The sequence below is a fragment of the Falsirhodobacter sp. 1013 genome (genome assembly GCF_051195255.1).
Classification (GTDB): domain Bacteria; phylum Pseudomonadota; class Alphaproteobacteria; order Rhodobacterales; family Rhodobacteraceae; genus Falsirhodobacter.
Map to the genome: position 1 here is coordinate 151,382 of NZ_JBNJLK010000005.1, position 13,230 is coordinate 164,611.

The 13,230-nt window shown below is 64.2% G+C and carries 15 protein-coding genes; 5 read left to right on the forward strand and 10 right to left on the reverse strand.

Features of this window, described 5'->3' with window-relative positions:
- The first annotated feature begins 1 nt into the window (after position 1).
- From phoU to cysE, 3 genes are read left to right on the forward strand one after another with little or no spacing between them, the layout of a single operon-like run.
- Entirely contained in the window at positions 2-715 is a 714-nt protein-coding gene (gene phoU / locus ACSHZY_RS10125; RefSeq protein ID WP_435168701.1) for a phosphate signaling complex protein PhoU, read from the forward strand.
- Complete coding sequence (phoB, locus tag ACSHZY_RS10130) at positions 712-1,398, forward strand: phosphate regulon transcriptional regulator PhoB (protein WP_435168703.1); 687 nt, start codon at positions 712-714, stop codon at positions 1,396-1,398. Before phoU ends, phoB begins: the two co-directional genes overlap by 4 nt.
- A 59-nt stretch (positions 1,399-1,457) precedes the next feature.
- Positions 1,458-2,261: a serine O-acetyltransferase gene (cysE, locus tag ACSHZY_RS10135; protein ID WP_435168705.1), complete on the forward strand. Its 804-nt coding sequence runs from the start codon at positions 1,458-1,460 to the stop codon at positions 2,259-2,261.
- A gap of 54 nt (positions 2,262-2,315) precedes the next feature.
- Here cysE and ACSHZY_RS10140 read toward each other — a convergent pair whose 3' ends face one another.
- From ACSHZY_RS10140 to ACSHZY_RS10165, 6 genes are all read right to left on the reverse strand, one after another.
- Positions 2,316-3,701 carry a pyruvate dehydrogenase complex dihydrolipoamide acetyltransferase gene (locus ACSHZY_RS10140; protein ID WP_435168706.1) on the reverse strand — a complete coding sequence of 462 codons (1,386 nt, stop codon included), beginning with the start codon at positions 3,699-3,701 and terminating at the stop codon, positions 2,316-2,318.
- A gap of 10 nt (positions 3,702-3,711) precedes the next feature.
- A complete protein-coding gene (locus ACSHZY_RS10145) occupies positions 3,712-5,106 on the reverse strand; it encodes a pyruvate dehydrogenase complex E1 component subunit beta (protein WP_435168708.1) in 1,395 nt (464 codons plus the stop codon).
- 12 nt (positions 5,107-5,118) lie between these two features.
- Positions 5,119-6,108, reverse strand: a complete 990-nt coding sequence (gene pdhA / locus ACSHZY_RS10150; protein ID WP_435168710.1) for a pyruvate dehydrogenase (acetyl-transferring) E1 component subunit alpha — start codon at positions 6,106-6,108, stop codon at positions 5,119-5,121.
- Between the two features lie 109 nt (positions 6,109-6,217).
- Entirely contained in the window at positions 6,218-6,511 is a 294-nt protein-coding gene (locus ACSHZY_RS10155) for an FtsB family cell division protein (protein ID WP_435168712.1), read from the reverse strand.
- A 101-nt stretch (positions 6,512-6,612) separates the two neighbouring features.
- Positions 6,613-7,542 carry a class I fructose-bisphosphate aldolase gene (locus tag ACSHZY_RS10160; protein WP_435168714.1) on the reverse strand — a complete coding sequence of 310 codons (930 nt, stop codon included), beginning with the start codon at positions 7,540-7,542 and terminating at the stop codon, positions 6,613-6,615.
- Between the two features lie 117 nt (positions 7,543-7,659).
- A complete protein-coding gene (locus ACSHZY_RS10165; RefSeq protein WP_435168715.1) occupies positions 7,660-8,847 on the reverse strand; it encodes a phosphoglycerate kinase in 1,188 nt (395 codons plus the stop codon).
- A gap of 115 nt (positions 8,848-8,962) precedes the next feature.
- Between ACSHZY_RS10165 and ACSHZY_RS10170 the strand changes: the two genes are divergently transcribed.
- Positions 8,963-9,469, forward strand: a complete 507-nt coding sequence (locus ACSHZY_RS10170) for a peptidylprolyl isomerase (RefSeq protein ID WP_435168717.1) — start codon at positions 8,963-8,965, stop codon at positions 9,467-9,469.
- A complete protein-coding gene (locus ACSHZY_RS10175) occupies positions 9,462-10,016 on the forward strand; it encodes a peptidylprolyl isomerase (protein WP_435168719.1) in 555 nt (184 codons plus the stop codon). Before ACSHZY_RS10170 ends, ACSHZY_RS10175 begins: the two co-directional genes overlap by 8 nt.
- Before the next feature lie 34 nt (positions 10,017-10,050).
- On the opposite strand, the gene ACSHZY_RS10180 is transcribed toward ACSHZY_RS10175, so the two are convergent.
- From ACSHZY_RS10180 to ACSHZY_RS10195, 4 genes are all read right to left on the reverse strand, one after another.
- The gene (locus ACSHZY_RS10180) at positions 10,051-11,130 is read right to left on the reverse strand and encodes a DUF475 domain-containing protein (RefSeq protein ID WP_435168721.1); all 1,080 of its coding nucleotides are present in this window, start codon (positions 11,128-11,130) and stop codon (positions 10,051-10,053) included.
- Between the two features lie 186 nt (positions 11,131-11,316).
- Positions 11,317-12,126, reverse strand: a complete 810-nt coding sequence (locus ACSHZY_RS10185; protein WP_435168722.1) for an arginyltransferase — start codon at positions 12,124-12,126, stop codon at positions 11,317-11,319.
- Positions 12,127-12,195: 69 nt separating this feature from the next.
- Positions 12,196-12,645 carry an RDD family protein gene (locus tag ACSHZY_RS10190; protein WP_435168724.1) on the reverse strand — a complete coding sequence of 150 codons (450 nt, stop codon included), beginning with the start codon at positions 12,643-12,645 and terminating at the stop codon, positions 12,196-12,198.
- A 40-nt stretch (positions 12,646-12,685) separates the two neighbouring features.
- Positions 12,686-13,105: a DUF2852 domain-containing protein gene (locus ACSHZY_RS10195; RefSeq protein WP_435168726.1), complete on the reverse strand. Its 420-nt coding sequence runs from the start codon at positions 13,103-13,105 to the stop codon at positions 12,686-12,688.
- Positions 13,106-13,230: the final 125 nt, after the last annotated feature.

Genomic DNA, 13,230 nt, shown 5'->3' on the forward strand with positions numbered 1-13,230 from the left:
CATGGCCAGCGACCTTCACATCCACTCGGCCTTCGACCGCGATCTTGAAGCGGTTCAGGCGATGATCATGAAAATGGGCGGCATGGTGGAAGCCGCCATCGCCGACGCCGCCCGTGCGCTGGAAACCCGCGACGACGAGCTGGCCGAACAGGTGCGCCGCAACGACCGCGCCATCGATGCGCTGGAAGAACAGGTGAACGCGGAATGCGCCCGCCTGATCGCCCTGCGCGCGCCGATTGCCTCGGACCTGCGGACCGTGCTGACGGTCATCAAGATCGCGGGCAGCCTGGAGCGTTGCGGCGATTTCGCGAAGAACCTCGCGAAACGCTCCTCGGTCCTGTCGCAGCTGGCACAGATCCCGGGCGCCTCGCTTGCGATCCGGCGGATGGCGCGCACGGTGGAACTGCAGCTGAAGGACGCGCTGGACGCCTATATCCAGCGCGACGCAAAGCTGGCTTCGGACGTACGTCAGCGCGACGCCGAGGTGGACCAGATGTACAACGCCCTGTTCCGCGAATTCCTGACCCACATGATGGAAGATCCGCGCAACATCACGGCGTGCATGCACCTGCACTTCATCGCCAAGAACATCGAACGCGTGGGCGATCATGCGACCACCATCGCAGAGCAGGTGATCTACCTCGTGACCGGGATGATGCCGGAAGAGGCGCGGATCAAGGCCGACAAGACCGCCTTCGCCGGAGGCGATGAATGAGCGGCGAACCCATCGTCCTTCTGGTCGAGGATGAGCCCGCGCAGCGCGAGGTTCTGGCCTACAACCTCGAGGCCGAGGGGTTTCGCGTCTTTCAGGCCGGCAACGGGGAAGAGGCGCTCATCCTCGTGGATGAGGTGTCGCCGGACGTGATCGTGCTGGACTGGATGATGCCGAACCTTTCGGGGATCGAGGTCTGCCGCCAGTTGAAGACCCGTTCCGAAACCCGCAGCCTGCCGGTCATCATGTTGTCGGCGCGGTCCGAGGAAGTGGATCGCGTGCGGGGGCTGGAAACCGGCGCGGACGATTACGTGGTGAAGCCCTATTCGGTGGTCGAACTGATGGCGCGCGTGCGCACGCAGTTGCGCCGCGCACGCCCCGCGACGGTCGGCATCGTGCTGGAATGGGACGACATCCGCCTCGATTCCGAAACGCATCGCGTCTACCGGTCCGACAAGGTCCTGAAGCTGGGCCCGACGGAGTTCCGCCTTCTGACCACCTTCATGGAAAAGCCGGGCCGCGTGTTCAGCCGCGAACAGCTTCTGGACAGGGTCTGGGGACGCGATATCTATGTCGACACCCGCACCGTGGACGTGCATATCGGCCGCCTTCGCAAGGCGCTGTGCGTTCATGGCGGGGAAGATCCCCTGCGCACGGTGCGCGGGGCGGGATACGCCCTGGGCTGATTTGGGTCGCGAAACGTCAGGGTGACTGCTAGAATATCCTCAACACGAAGGATGTCGACATGGCCGAACCGCGCACGAACGTTTCCTCCCTTGATCCTGTGTGGCAGCGGATCTGCGATGAGGCGCAACAGGCGATTCGCGACGAACCGCTGATCGGCGGCTTTGTCCATGCCAGCCTGTTGCACCACCCGTCCTTGGAGCGGGCGCTGGCCTATCGCTTCGCGCTGAAGCTGTCGTCCAACGACATGAGCGAGCAGATCCTGCGCGAGATCGCGGAAGAGGCGCATCGTGCCTCTCCCGACATCGTTCAGGCGGCGCGGGCGGATCTGACGGCGGTCTTCGAACGCGATCCCGCCTGCCACCGCTATCTTCAGCCGATCCTGTATTTCAAAGGGTACCAGGCTCTGCAGGCCTATCGCATCGGCCACTGGCTGTGGACCCGCGGGCGGTTCGACCTGTCCTATTTCGTCCAGACCCGCGTGTCGGAGGTGTTTGGCGTCGACATCCATCCGGCCGCGTCGGTCGGACGGGGCGTCATGATCGACCACGCCCATTCCATCGTGATCGGGGAAACGGCGATCGTGGGCAACAACGTGTCCATGCTGCATTCCGTCACGCTTGGCGGCACGGGCAAGGAGGACGGCGACCGTCATCCTAAGATCGAGGATGGCGTGCTGATCGGGGCGGGCGCGAAAGTGCTGGGCAACATCACAGTCGGGCATTGCAGCCGGATCGCGGCAGGCTCGGTGGTTCTGCGGGACGTTCCACCGAATTCCACCGTCGCGGGCGTTCCGGCAAAGGTCGTGGGCACCGCCGGCTGCGATCAGCCGTCCATCGCGATGAACCAACTCGTCCAGGAATGAACGACAACGGCCGGAGGTGTCCCTCCGGCCGCGTTCCGATCATATGGATGGCTGTCAGGCCAGCATGGCAATCGGGTGCTCCAGGTTCTCGACGATGGCCTTCATCAGTTCAGCGCCCAAGGCACCGTCGATCACGCGGTGATCGACCGACAGGGTCATCGACATCATGGTGGCCACGGTCAATTCGCCATCCTTGCCGACGATCGGCTTCTTCAGTCCAGCGCCCACGGCCAGGATCGCGGCCTGCGGCGGACTGATGATCGCGTCGAAATTCTCAATCCCCATCATGCCGAGGTTCGAGATGGAGAAGCTTCCACCCTGATATTCATGCGGGGCCAGCTTCTTGTTTCGGGCGCGGGCCGCCAGATCCTTCATCTCGGCCGACAGGGTCGAGAGAGATTTCTGGTCCGCGTCCTTCAGCACCGGCGTGAACAGACCGCCTTCGACCGACACGGCCACGGCCACGTCCGACGCCTTCATCCGCAGGATGCGGTCGCCCGCCCAGACGGCGTTGGCGTCCTTCACCTGTTGAAGGGCCAGCGCGCAGGCCTTGATGATGAAGTCGTTCACCGACAGCTTCACGCCGCGGGCTTCCAGCTGCGTGTTCAGCGTCGCGCGGAATTTCATCAGCGCGTCAAGGTTCACGTCCCGGCGCAGATAGAAGTGCGGGATCGTCTGCTTGGCTTCCGTCAGGCGGGCGGCGATGACCTTGCGCATCCCGTCCAGCGGCACGTCTTCATAGCTGCGGCCGTCATACATCTTCTTGACGGCGTCGGCGCTGGAGGTGGCGGAGGCGACGGGGGCTTTCTGCGCCTCGGCCTTCGGTGCGTCGGCCTTGGGGGCTTCCGACTTCGCAGCCGCGGGCTTCGCCGCTTCCACGTCCGCCTTCACGATCCGGCCATGCGGACCGGTGCCCTGAACCTGCGACAGATCCAGCCCCTTGTCGGCGGCGATGCGCCGGGCCAAGGGCGAGGCGAAGACGCGCTTTCCATCACCTTTCAAGGCCGCGGAACCGCCCTTGGTCGGTGCCGCCGAGGTCGTGGGGACCTTGCCTTCGCCTTCGGGTTCCACCTGCTGCTGACGGCCGATCTTTTCTTCTTCGGCGTCGGCCTTCTGATCCTCGACCGACTGGTCATCGGCCGAATGGTCCGGACCGGGGGCGGGCTTGGACGCCCCGGCGTCTGCCGGAACCTCCTCGCCGTCCTCGACCAAGATCGCGATCGGCTGGTTCACCTTCACGCCCGCCGTGCCTTCAGCGACCAGGATCTTGCCCATGGTGCCTTCGTCCACGGCCTCGAACTCCATCGTGGCCTTGTCCGTCTCGATCTCGGCCAGCACCATGCCGGATTTGACTTCGTCGCCCTCTTTCACCAGCCACTTGGCCAGCGTGCCTTCCTCCATCGTCGGGGAAAGGGCCGGCATCAGGATTTCAGTAGCCATTCGTCTCTCCTCAGCGATAGCAGACGGATTTGACGGCCTCGATCACCTCGGCGGTCGTGACCAGCGCAAGCTTTTCAAGGTTTGCCGCATAAGGCATCGGCACGTCCTTGCCTGCGAGGTTGATCACCGGGGCGTCCAGATAGTCGAACGCCTGCTGCATGATCGTGGCCGAGATGTGGTTCCCGATGGAGCCGACGGGGAAGCCTTCCTCGACGGTAACACAACGGTTCGTCTTGCGGACCGATTCCAGCACCGTTTCGTAATCGATCGGACGCAGGGTGCGCAGGTCGATCACTTCGGCCTCGATGCCCTCTTCGGCCAGCTTGTCGGCGGCTTCCAGGGCATAGGTCATGCCGATCCCGAAGGACACGATGGTCACGTCCTTGCCTTCGCGCCAGATGCGCGCCTTGCCGAAGGGGATGGTGAAGTCCTCGACATCCGGCACCTCGAACGAACGACCGTACATGATCTCGTTCTCAAGGAAGATGACGGGGTTCGGATCGCGGATCGCCTGTTTCAGCAGGCCTTTGGCGTCGGCGGCCGAATAGGGCATCACGACCTTCAGGCCCGGGATCTGGGCGTACCACGCCGCGTAGTCCTGGCTGTGCTGCGCGCCCACGCGGGCGGCGGCGCCGTTCGGACCGCGGAACACGATCGGGCAGCCCATCTGGCCACCGGACATGTACAGCGTCTTGGCGGCGGAGTTGATGATCTGGTCGATCGCCTGCATGGCGAAGTTGAAGGTCATGAACTCCACGATCGGGTTCAGGCCGCCCATGGCCGCACCAACCGCGACGCCGGCAAAGCCGTGCTCGGTGATCGGGGTGTCGACGACGCGCTTCGGACCGAACTCGTCCAGAAGGCCTTGGGAGATCTTGTAGGCGCCCTGGTATTCGCCCACTTCCTCGCCCATCAGGAAGACACGGTCGTTGCCGCGCATTTCCTCGGCCATGGCCTCGCGCAGGGCTTCCCGCACGGTCATGGTCTTCATCTTCGTGCCTTCGGGCCAGTCGGGCGAACGGTCGCGCTTGCCCGGAACCGGCGCACCGGGGGAGGCGACGACCGGTTCGTCCAGCGCTTTCACGCTGCCGCCCTCGGCTTCGGGAGCCTTCTTTTCCTCGGTCGGCTCGACGGCCTCACCGGACGCCGCGTCCGCATCCTCGCCTTCCTCGACCAGAACGCAGATCGGCGTGTTCACCTTCACGCCCGACGTGCCCTCGGCCACCAGGATCTTGCCGACGATGCCCTCGTCCACGGCTTCGAACTCCATCGTGGCCTTGTCCGTCTCGATCTCGGCCATGACCTGACCGGATTTCACGGTGTCGCCTTCCTTCACCAGCCACTTGGCCAGCGTGCCTTCTTCCATGGTCGGCGACAGCGCCGGCATCAGAACTTGCGTTGCCATTGTATCGCCCCCTTACGCGTAAATGTCGGTCCAGAGCTCGGACACGTCCGGCTCGGGGCTGGTCTTCGCGAACTCGGCGGATTCGTTCACGATGGCCTTGATGTCCTTGTCGATGGCCTTCAGGTCATCGTCGGTGGCGTGGTTGCCGGTCAGCAGCAGATCGCGCACATGCTCGATGGGGTCCTTTTCGGAACGCATCTTCTCCACCTCGTCCCGGGTCCGGTATTTCGCCGGATCGGACATGGAGTGTCCGCGGTAACGGTAGGTGTTCATTTCGAGGATGTACGGACCCTTGCCGGCACGGCAATGCGCCACGGCCTTTTCGCCGGCCGCTTTCACCGCCAGCACGTCCATGCCGTCTACGGCCTCGCCCGCGATGCCGTAGGCTACGCCGCGTTCCCAGTAGGAAGGCGACTTGGTCGAGCGTTTCACGCTCGTACCCATGGCATACTGGTTGTTCTCGATCACGAAGACGCAGGGCAGGTCCCACAGCTGGGCCATGTTGTACGTCTCGTACACCTGGCCTTGGTTCGCCGCACCATCGCCGAAATAGGCGAAGGTGACGTTGTCGTTGCCCAGGTACTTGTCGGCGAAGGACAGGCCGGCACCGATCGGCACCTGCGCCGCGACGATGCCGTGGCCGCCATAGAAATGCTTCTCCTTGGAGAACATGTGCATGGAGCCGCCCTTGCCCTTCGAGTAGCCGCCTTCGCGACCCGTCAGCTCGGCCATGACGCCATTGGCGGACATGCCGCAGGCCAGCATGTGCCCGTGATCGCGGTAGGAGGTGACGCGCTTGTCGCCTTCCTTCGCCGCGGCTTCCAAGCCCACGACGACCGCTTCCTGCCCAATGTAGAGGTGGCAGAAGCCGCCGATCAGGCCCATGCCATACAGCTGGCCGGCCTTTTCCTCAAAGCGACGGATCAGAAGCATGTCGCGGTAATAGCCAAGGAGTTCATCCTTGGAAACGTTGGGGATAGTGGCCGTATCTTTGGTGGCCATTGCGTCCTCCTCCACAGCAAGCGGATATAGTTTAGCCTTAAACTATCTTTATCGCATCATCCTGCGCGAGTGTAGCGCAAAATTGCATGGGGCGGAGTGTAGTGCGAACTCAACGGATGACGATCTCATCCGGGCGGGTATAGCCAAGAATGTCACGGGCCTGCTGGTCCAGCAGATCCAAGTCCAGATACTGGGTGGACAGGCGCCGGGTCAGGTTCTGGATATCGTCCAGCTGCGCCTGAAGGCGCGACCGTTCGCTTTCAAGCTGTTCCGTCTGGGCACGGATCTGCACCTGCTGGAACACGCCATAATCGCCTTGAACGGCCGCGAAGGTGAAATAAAGGCCCAGGGTGGCCAGGATCATGAAATAGACCGTGGCGCCAAGTGCGGGAGGTTTCGTCATCTGCTGCCCCAAACGCCTGTTGACCGGCGACAACCTGTTGATGCCACAAGGGGGGGCGGCAGGCAAAGGGTTTCCCGGACGAACCGGGAAACCCCTGAAGGTCAGGCCTGACCCTTGTAGATCGAGACGAGCTTGCCCAGCATCGCCAGCGCATCCTCGCGCGGGCGCTGGAAGGTGTTGCGCCCGATGATGGAGCCGTTGCCGCCGCCGGCCAGGATGGCGCGCGCGTCGTCATAGACCGCATCTTCGCCCTTCGTGGCACCGCCCGAGAAGACGATGATCCGGCGACCGGCGAAGGAGGCCTGCACGCAGTGCTTCACCCGCGCGGCCATGTCGGACACGTCGATCTTCTGCGCGTCGTAGACCTTCTTGGCCTCTGGCTGCATGATGTGGTCGGTGGACAGCTTGATCTTGATGATGTGGGCGCCCAGCAGGGCGGCCACATGCGCGGCATAGGCGGCCACATCGATGGCGGTTTCCCCGTCCTTCGTCACGGCCTCGCCGCGCGGATAGGACCAGATCACGGTGGCGATGCCGCGGGCGGCGGCTTCCTTGCGCATCTGGACGATCTCCTCGAACATGTCCAACGCCATGTCCGAACCCGGATAGATCGTGAAGCCGATGGCCGCGCAGCCCAGACGCGATGCGTCATCGACCGAAGCCGTGATCGCCTGGTTCTTGCCCGCCGTGTCGGACATGAGCGAGTTGGCGGAGTTCACCTTCAGGATCGTCGGGATCTGGCCCGCGAAGGTGTCGGCGCCCGCTTCCAGCGGACCCAGCGGCGCAGCATAGGCCGACAGCCCCGCGTCGATCGCCAGCTGGTAGTGGTAGTGGGGATCATAACCTGCGGCGTTCGGCGCGAAACTGCGGGCCGGGCCGTGTTCGAATCCCTGGTCGACCGGCAGGATGATCATCTTGCCGGTGCCACCCAGCTCGCCTTCCATCAACATGCGGCAAAGGTTGCCTTTCACGCCGGCGTTCTCGCCTTCGTAATTGGCAAGAATACGCTGGACGGTTGTGGATGCACGCATCGTCGACTCCTTGAAAAAATCCGCTTCGGAAGGTGTATGGGGCAGTGGGGGGCTTCGCAATCTTGGTCGCGCTAACATGCCGACAAAGGATGATCTTTTTGCGAAACCCCCGTGAAATCATCCAAGCGCGGCGACGCCGGGCAGGGTCTTGCCCTCCATCCACTCAAGGAACGCACCCCCGGCGGTGGAGATGTAAGTGAACCGATCGGCCGCGCCCGCCGTGTTCAGCGCCGCCACCGTGTCGCCCCCGCCTGCGACCGAGACGAGCTGGCCGGCTTCGGTCAGTTCGGCGGCCTTGGCGGCGGCGGCGTTGGTGGCCTTGTCGAAGGGCTCGATCTCGAACGCGCCAAGGGGGCCGTTCCAGATCAGCGTCTTGCACTGCGAAAAGACCATCGCGATATGGGCGACGCTTTCCGGGCCCGCGTCCAGGATCATCGCATCGGCCGGGCAGGCTTCGGCGCTGACGGTTTCGGACGCGGCGCCGGCCTTAAATTCACGCGCGACCACGACGTCGACGGGCAGGATCACCTGGCAGCCGGCCTTCTGCGCCTTTGCCAGAATCCCGCGGGCGGTGTCGGCCATGTCGCGTTCGGCGAGGCTTTTCCCGACCTCGATTCCCTGAGCGACCAGGAAGGTGTTCGCCATGCCGCCGCCGATCACCAGATGGTCGACCTTTTCCACGAGGTTGCCCAGCAGGTCCAGCTTGGTCGACACCTTGGCGCCGCCCACGATGGCCACCACGGGACGGGTCGGCGCGCCCAGCGCCGCTTCCAACGCCTTCAGCTCGGCTTCCATCAGGCGGCCGGCGACGGCGGGCAGAAGATGCGCCACCCCTTCGGTGGAGGCGTGCGCGCGGTGCGCGGCCGAGAACGCGTCGTTGACGTAAAGATCGCCCAGCGCCGCGAAGTTGCGCGACAGCTCGCTGTCGTTCTTCTCCTCGCCGGCGTGGAAGCGGGTGTTTTCCAGAAGGACGACCTCGCCCTCGCCAGCCTCGGCGATGGCGCCGCGGGCATAGTCGCCGATGCAGTCCTTGCCGAACACGACGCGCAGGCCCAGCGCCTTTTCAAGGGCCGGGACCAGCGGCTTCAGGCTCATCTCCTCCACGACCTTGCCCTTGGGGCGGCCGAAATGGGCCAGCAGCACGGGCTTGCCGCCGGCCTGCACGATGTCGCGCACCGTCGGCACGATCTTTTCGATGCGGGTGGCGTCGGTCACGGTGCCGTTGTCCATCGGCACGTTGATGTCCACGCGCACCAGGACCGTCTTGTCCTGCAGGTCGACGTCGTCCAGCGTTTTCCAGGCCATGCAAAGCTCCTCTTGGTTGCGCAACAAGTTGCACCGGGCACAGGATACGTCAACGGTGCCTTTTCACCGGCCCCTTCGCGCATTAGGTTTGGCCGGAACCACAAAGGAGAGGCCGATGGCCGAGATCAAGGATCCCGAAAACACGATCATCATGACGCTGAAGGATGGCGACGTCATCATCCAGCTTCTGCCCGACGTGGCGCCCAAGCATGTGGAGCGGATGAAGACGCTGGCCCGCGCCGGCGCCTATGACAACGTGGTCTTCCACCGCGTGATCGAAGGCTTCATGGCCCAGACGGGCGATGTGGCGAACGGCAATGCCGAACAGGACTTCAACCTGCGCCGCGCGGGCACGGGCGGGTCGGACCTGCCGGACCTTCCGGCCGAATTCTCCAAGGTTCCGCACGCGCGCGGATCGCTGGGCGCGGCACGTTCGTCGAACCCGAACTCGGCCAACAGCCAGTTCTTCATCAACTTCGGCGACAACAACTTCCTGAACGGCCAGTACACCGTCTACGGTCAGGTCATCTCGGGGATGGAGTTCGTGGACAAGATCGTCCGCGGCGAACCGCCGCAAGAGCCGGACCGCATGATCCGCGTGCGCGTGGCCGCCGATGCGTAAGATCGTTCTGGCCGCCGGGCTGACGCTGGTCGCCGGCGCGGCGCTGGCGCAGGAAGACGGGCCGGGTCCGAACCTCGTCATCGACGTGGCGGGTCAGGGCGCGAACGGGCAGGTCGTGATCGACCTGCTGCCCGACGTGGCCCCGAAGAACGTGGCGCAGGTCGTGGCGCTGGCGAAATCCGGCGAATACGACAACGTCGTGTTCCACCGCGTGATCGACGGCTTCATGGCGCAGACGGGCGACGTGCAGTTCGGCAAGGGTGAAGGCGCGGGCCGCGCCGGCACCGGCGGGTCGGAGCTTCCGGACCTTCCGGCCGAATTCTCCAACGTGCCGTTTGCGCGTGGCACGGTCGGCATGGCGCGGACGCAGGATCCGAACTCGGCCAACAGCCAGTTCTTCATCATGTTCGCGCCGGGCGACTTCCTGAATGGCCAGTACACGGTCATCGGGCATGTCATCAAGGGCATGGACGTGGTGGACGCCATCACGAAGGGGGAGCCGCCGCGCACCCCCGACCGGATGGTCAAGGTCACGGTGCAGGAATAAGGAAAAGGCCCGCGCGATGCGGGCCTTTTCAGTTTCAGTGGGCCGGTGCGGCGTTCGGATTGGCCCGATTCCACCGGATGGAGGACCAGAGCGCAAGGCCGATCAGGCAGGCGCCGCCGAGGCCCGTGATCACCTCGGGGATGTGCACGCCGGGGATGGCCTGAATGTACATGATCACCGACAGGATCAGGATGGCATAGAAGGCGCCGTGTTCCAGATAACGGTACTGCGCCAGCGTTCCGCGCTCGACCAGCATGATCGTCATCGATCGCACATACATCGCGCCGATGCCCAGGCCGATGGCGATGATGAACAGGTTCTGCGTCAGCGCGAAGGCCCCGATCACCCCGTCGAACGAGAAGGACGCGTCCAGCACTTCCAGATACAGGAAGGCGCCAAGGCCGCCGCGGGCCGCAGCACTGGCCGTTTCCTGCGACTTGTCGAGGAAGGCGCCCAGCACCTCCACCACGAGGAAGGTCACAAGACCGTAGACGCAGCAGATGATGAAGGTCGACCTTTCCGGCCCCTCGGGCACAAGACGCGAGATGGCGAGCGAGACGAGGAGGACGAACGCGATCTCCATTCCCTTGATGGAGGAGTAGCGCTGCGCCCAGGCCTCGAAGCCCGGAACCCAGTGGATGTCCTTTTCATGGTCGAAGAAGAAGCTGAGCGCGACCATCATCAGGAACGTGCCGCCGAAGGCCGCGATGGGCATGTGGGCGTCGTGCATGATGGCGGCGTACTGCTCCGGCTCGGCCGCGGCCATCACGAGGGCGGTCCAGGGACCGACCTGCGCGGCGATGACGACGATCAGCAGCGGGAAGACGATCCGCATGCCGAAGACGGCGATCAGGATGCCCCAGGTCAGGAAGCGGCGCTGCCAGACCGGGTCCATGGTCTTCAGCTTGTTGGCGTTGACGATGGCGTTGTCGAAGGAGAGCGAGATCTCCAGCACGGCCAGAACCGCGCAGATGAAGAAGATCGACGCCGTGCCTTGCAGGGTGCCGGTGCTTTCCCAGCCCAGCCACGCGCCAAGCGCCAGACCGACGGCAGTGGCGACAAAGGCCCAGGTGAGGTAGGAAAGGGTGGATTTCTGAAGGGGATACGTGGTCATGTACGGCCCCCGTCCGGGGCTGTCGTGAACAGCGATTGGGTCATTTTTTTACGTCCAGCGGCAGGAACGCAAGGGATGGTGCCGACATCACGTCATTGCCGCAGACTGACGCCAGAGGGGCCCGGTCACCAACGGCCCTTTTCGGGCCTGAAGGTGATGTAACCGCCGCGTGAGCGTTCGGCAAGGTCAGACGCGGCGGGCCTCGGGCAGGGCGATGCGGGCGACCTGTTCGGAAATCGGCTCCACCAGCGCGGGATCGCGGGCGGAATCGTGATCGGCCGGGTTGCCGATATCCTGCCACACGCCGTCCTTGTAGATTTCCAGCGCGTCGTAATTGGCCTTGTAGCCCATCTTGCGACTGCCCGGCACCCAGTAGCCGAGGTAGACATAGGGCAGCCCCGCCTCACGCGCGATGTTCACATGGTCGAGGATCAGGAACGAACCGAGGCTTTGATCCACGAGGTCGGGGTCGTAGAAGGAATACACCATGGACAGGCCGTCGTCGAAGACGTCCGTCAGGCATACGGCGGCCAGCCCGTCATCCGAGCCGTATTCGACCACGCGGCTGCGGATCGGCGTTTCCTCGATCATGGCGGCGAATTCGAAGATGTCCATGTCCGCCATGCCGCCATCCGCGTGGCGCGCGTCCAGATAGCGGCGGAACAGGGCGTATTGGTCTTCGGTGGCCCAAGGGGCGGTCGGGTTGCGGCGCAGGGCAGCGTTGCGCTTCAAGACGCGGCGCTGCGTCCGGCTCGGCTGGAAATCCGCCACGCGGATGCGGGCCGACAGGCACGCGCTGCATTCCGCGCAGGAAGGACGGTACAGCACGTTCTGGGAGCGCCGGAATCCCTGCTTCGACAGCCCGTCATTCAGGCGCTGCGCATGTTCGCCCTGAAGGGCCGTGAACAGCTTGCGCTCCATCCGCCCATCCAGATAGGGGCAGGGCTGCGGGGCCGTGACATAGAATTGGGGGGCGATCGGAAGGGTGTGACGCATGATGTCCCGGAAGAACGAATGACCGTAAGGTAACGGGCCGACGGTCATTCGCCAAGGGAAACTGCGATTTTATGACGCACGATTGATGGCGACGGTGCCAAGGACCAGATCGGTCAGGCCCTGACGGCGGCGCGTGGTCAGCATCAGGCCGATCGACAGCAGTTGCACCAGAAGCGTGCCCATGGACAGCATGTAGCCGGCAACGTGCATCAGCGCCTCGGTGCCGTCCAGACGTTGGCCGTGGCGGTTCAGGAACTCGATCCCGAAAAGGCGCATGCCCCAGGTGGCGGAGCGGCGGGAGATCGTCCACCAGCGATAGGCAAAGCCGACCGCGATGAACAGCAGCGGATAGAAGAACAGGGCGGTGAAGGCGGTCAGCGGCACGATCACCATCGTGATCACGAAGATCAGGGCGATGTCGGCCAGCCATGCAAGACCACGCCGCGCGGTGACGCCCTCGTAAAGTTCGGCATGGCGGTCGGGATCGGGCAGGGCGTCCATCAGGGTCGCGTCGGTCATCGGTCCTCCGGGGGGTGGGGCGGCCCGAAGGCCGCCAGTCTCAGTTGGTTTCCGCGGGCGTGATGTCGCGGGTGCGGGCGCGTTCGGACATGAAGGCGTCGAATTCCTGCTTGTCCTTGGCCTCGCGCAGGCGCTTCAGGAAGCCTTCGAACGCCATCTGCTCCTCCTCCAGACGCTTCAGCGTGTCCTGCTTGTAGGCGTCGAAGGCGGCGTTCCCGCTGGGCTTGGCGGCGTTGAAGATGTTGGCGGCGCGGCGGCCGCAGGCGCTGTTGCGTTTGAACATGCGTTTGCTCCAGATCATGTAGGCAAGAAGACCAAGGCCGACAGGCCAGACGAGGATGAAGCCAAGGACGGTGGCCGCGATCCAGGCCGCGCGGCCCCGGTCGTCCAGCCAAGCCTCGGCCTTGCGGGGCCAGGCAAGGAAACCGCCGCCGGCGGCGGCCGTCGAGGATAAGTTCATGCGAGCGTCTCCGGTTGGTATGTTAATCTCTTTCACATGACGAATATCGGATGCGGCAACGGTTCGATCAAGAGGTGATGTTAAAGATATTCACATTCTCTGCCGTCTTGCCCGCGGGGTTGAAG

Bases quoted from the DNA above. Each gene is read 5' to 3' on its own strand.
- ACSHZY_RS10190 (WP_435168724.1), bottom strand. From the start codon at position 12,645: ATGACCGACGCGACCCTGATGGACGCCCTGCCCGATCCCGACCGCCAT.
- ACSHZY_RS10145 (WP_435168708.1), bottom strand. From the start codon at position 5,106: ATGGCAACGCAAGTTCTGATGCCGGCGCTGTCGCCGACCATGGAAGAA.
- ACSHZY_RS10165 (WP_435168715.1), bottom strand. From the start codon at position 8,847: ATGGCCTGGAAAACGCTGGACGACGTCGACCTGCAGGACAAGACGGTC.
- ACSHZY_RS10155 (WP_435168712.1), bottom strand. From the start codon at position 6,511: ATGACGAAACCTCCCGCACTTGGCGCCACGGTCTATTTCATGATCCTG.
- ACSHZY_RS10185 (WP_435168722.1), bottom strand. From the start codon at position 12,126: ATGCGTCACACCCTTCCGATCGCCCCCCAATTCTATGTCACGGCCCCG.
- cysE (WP_435168705.1), top strand. From the start codon at position 1,458: ATGGCCGAACCGCGCACGAACGTTTCCTCCCTTGATCCTGTGTGGCAG.
- phoB (WP_435168703.1), top strand. From the start codon at position 712: ATGAGCGGCGAACCCATCGTCCTTCTGGTCGAGGATGAGCCCGCGCAG.
- ACSHZY_RS10140 (WP_435168706.1), bottom strand. From the start codon at position 3,701: ATGGCTACTGAAATCCTGATGCCGGCCCTTTCCCCGACGATGGAGGAA.
- ACSHZY_RS10180 (WP_435168721.1), bottom strand. From the start codon at position 11,130: ATGACCACGTATCCCCTTCAGAAATCCACCCTTTCCTACCTCACCTGG.
- ACSHZY_RS10195 (WP_435168726.1), bottom strand. From the start codon at position 13,105: ATGAACTTATCCTCGACGGCCGCCGCCGGCGGCGGTTTCCTTGCCTGG.
- phoU (WP_435168701.1), top strand. From the start codon at position 2: ATGGCCAGCGACCTTCACATCCACTCGGCCTTCGACCGCGATCTTGAA.
- pdhA (WP_435168710.1), bottom strand. From the start codon at position 6,108: ATGGCCACCAAAGATACGGCCACTATCCCCAACGTTTCCAAGGATGAA.
- ACSHZY_RS10170 (WP_435168717.1), top strand. From the start codon at position 8,963: ATGGCCGAGATCAAGGATCCCGAAAACACGATCATCATGACGCTGAAG.
- ACSHZY_RS10160 (WP_435168714.1), bottom strand. From the start codon at position 7,542: ATGCGTGCATCCACAACCGTCCAGCGTATTCTTGCCAATTACGAAGGC.
- ACSHZY_RS10175 (WP_435168719.1), top strand. From the start codon at position 9,462: ATGCGTAAGATCGTTCTGGCCGCCGGGCTGACGCTGGTCGCCGGCGCG.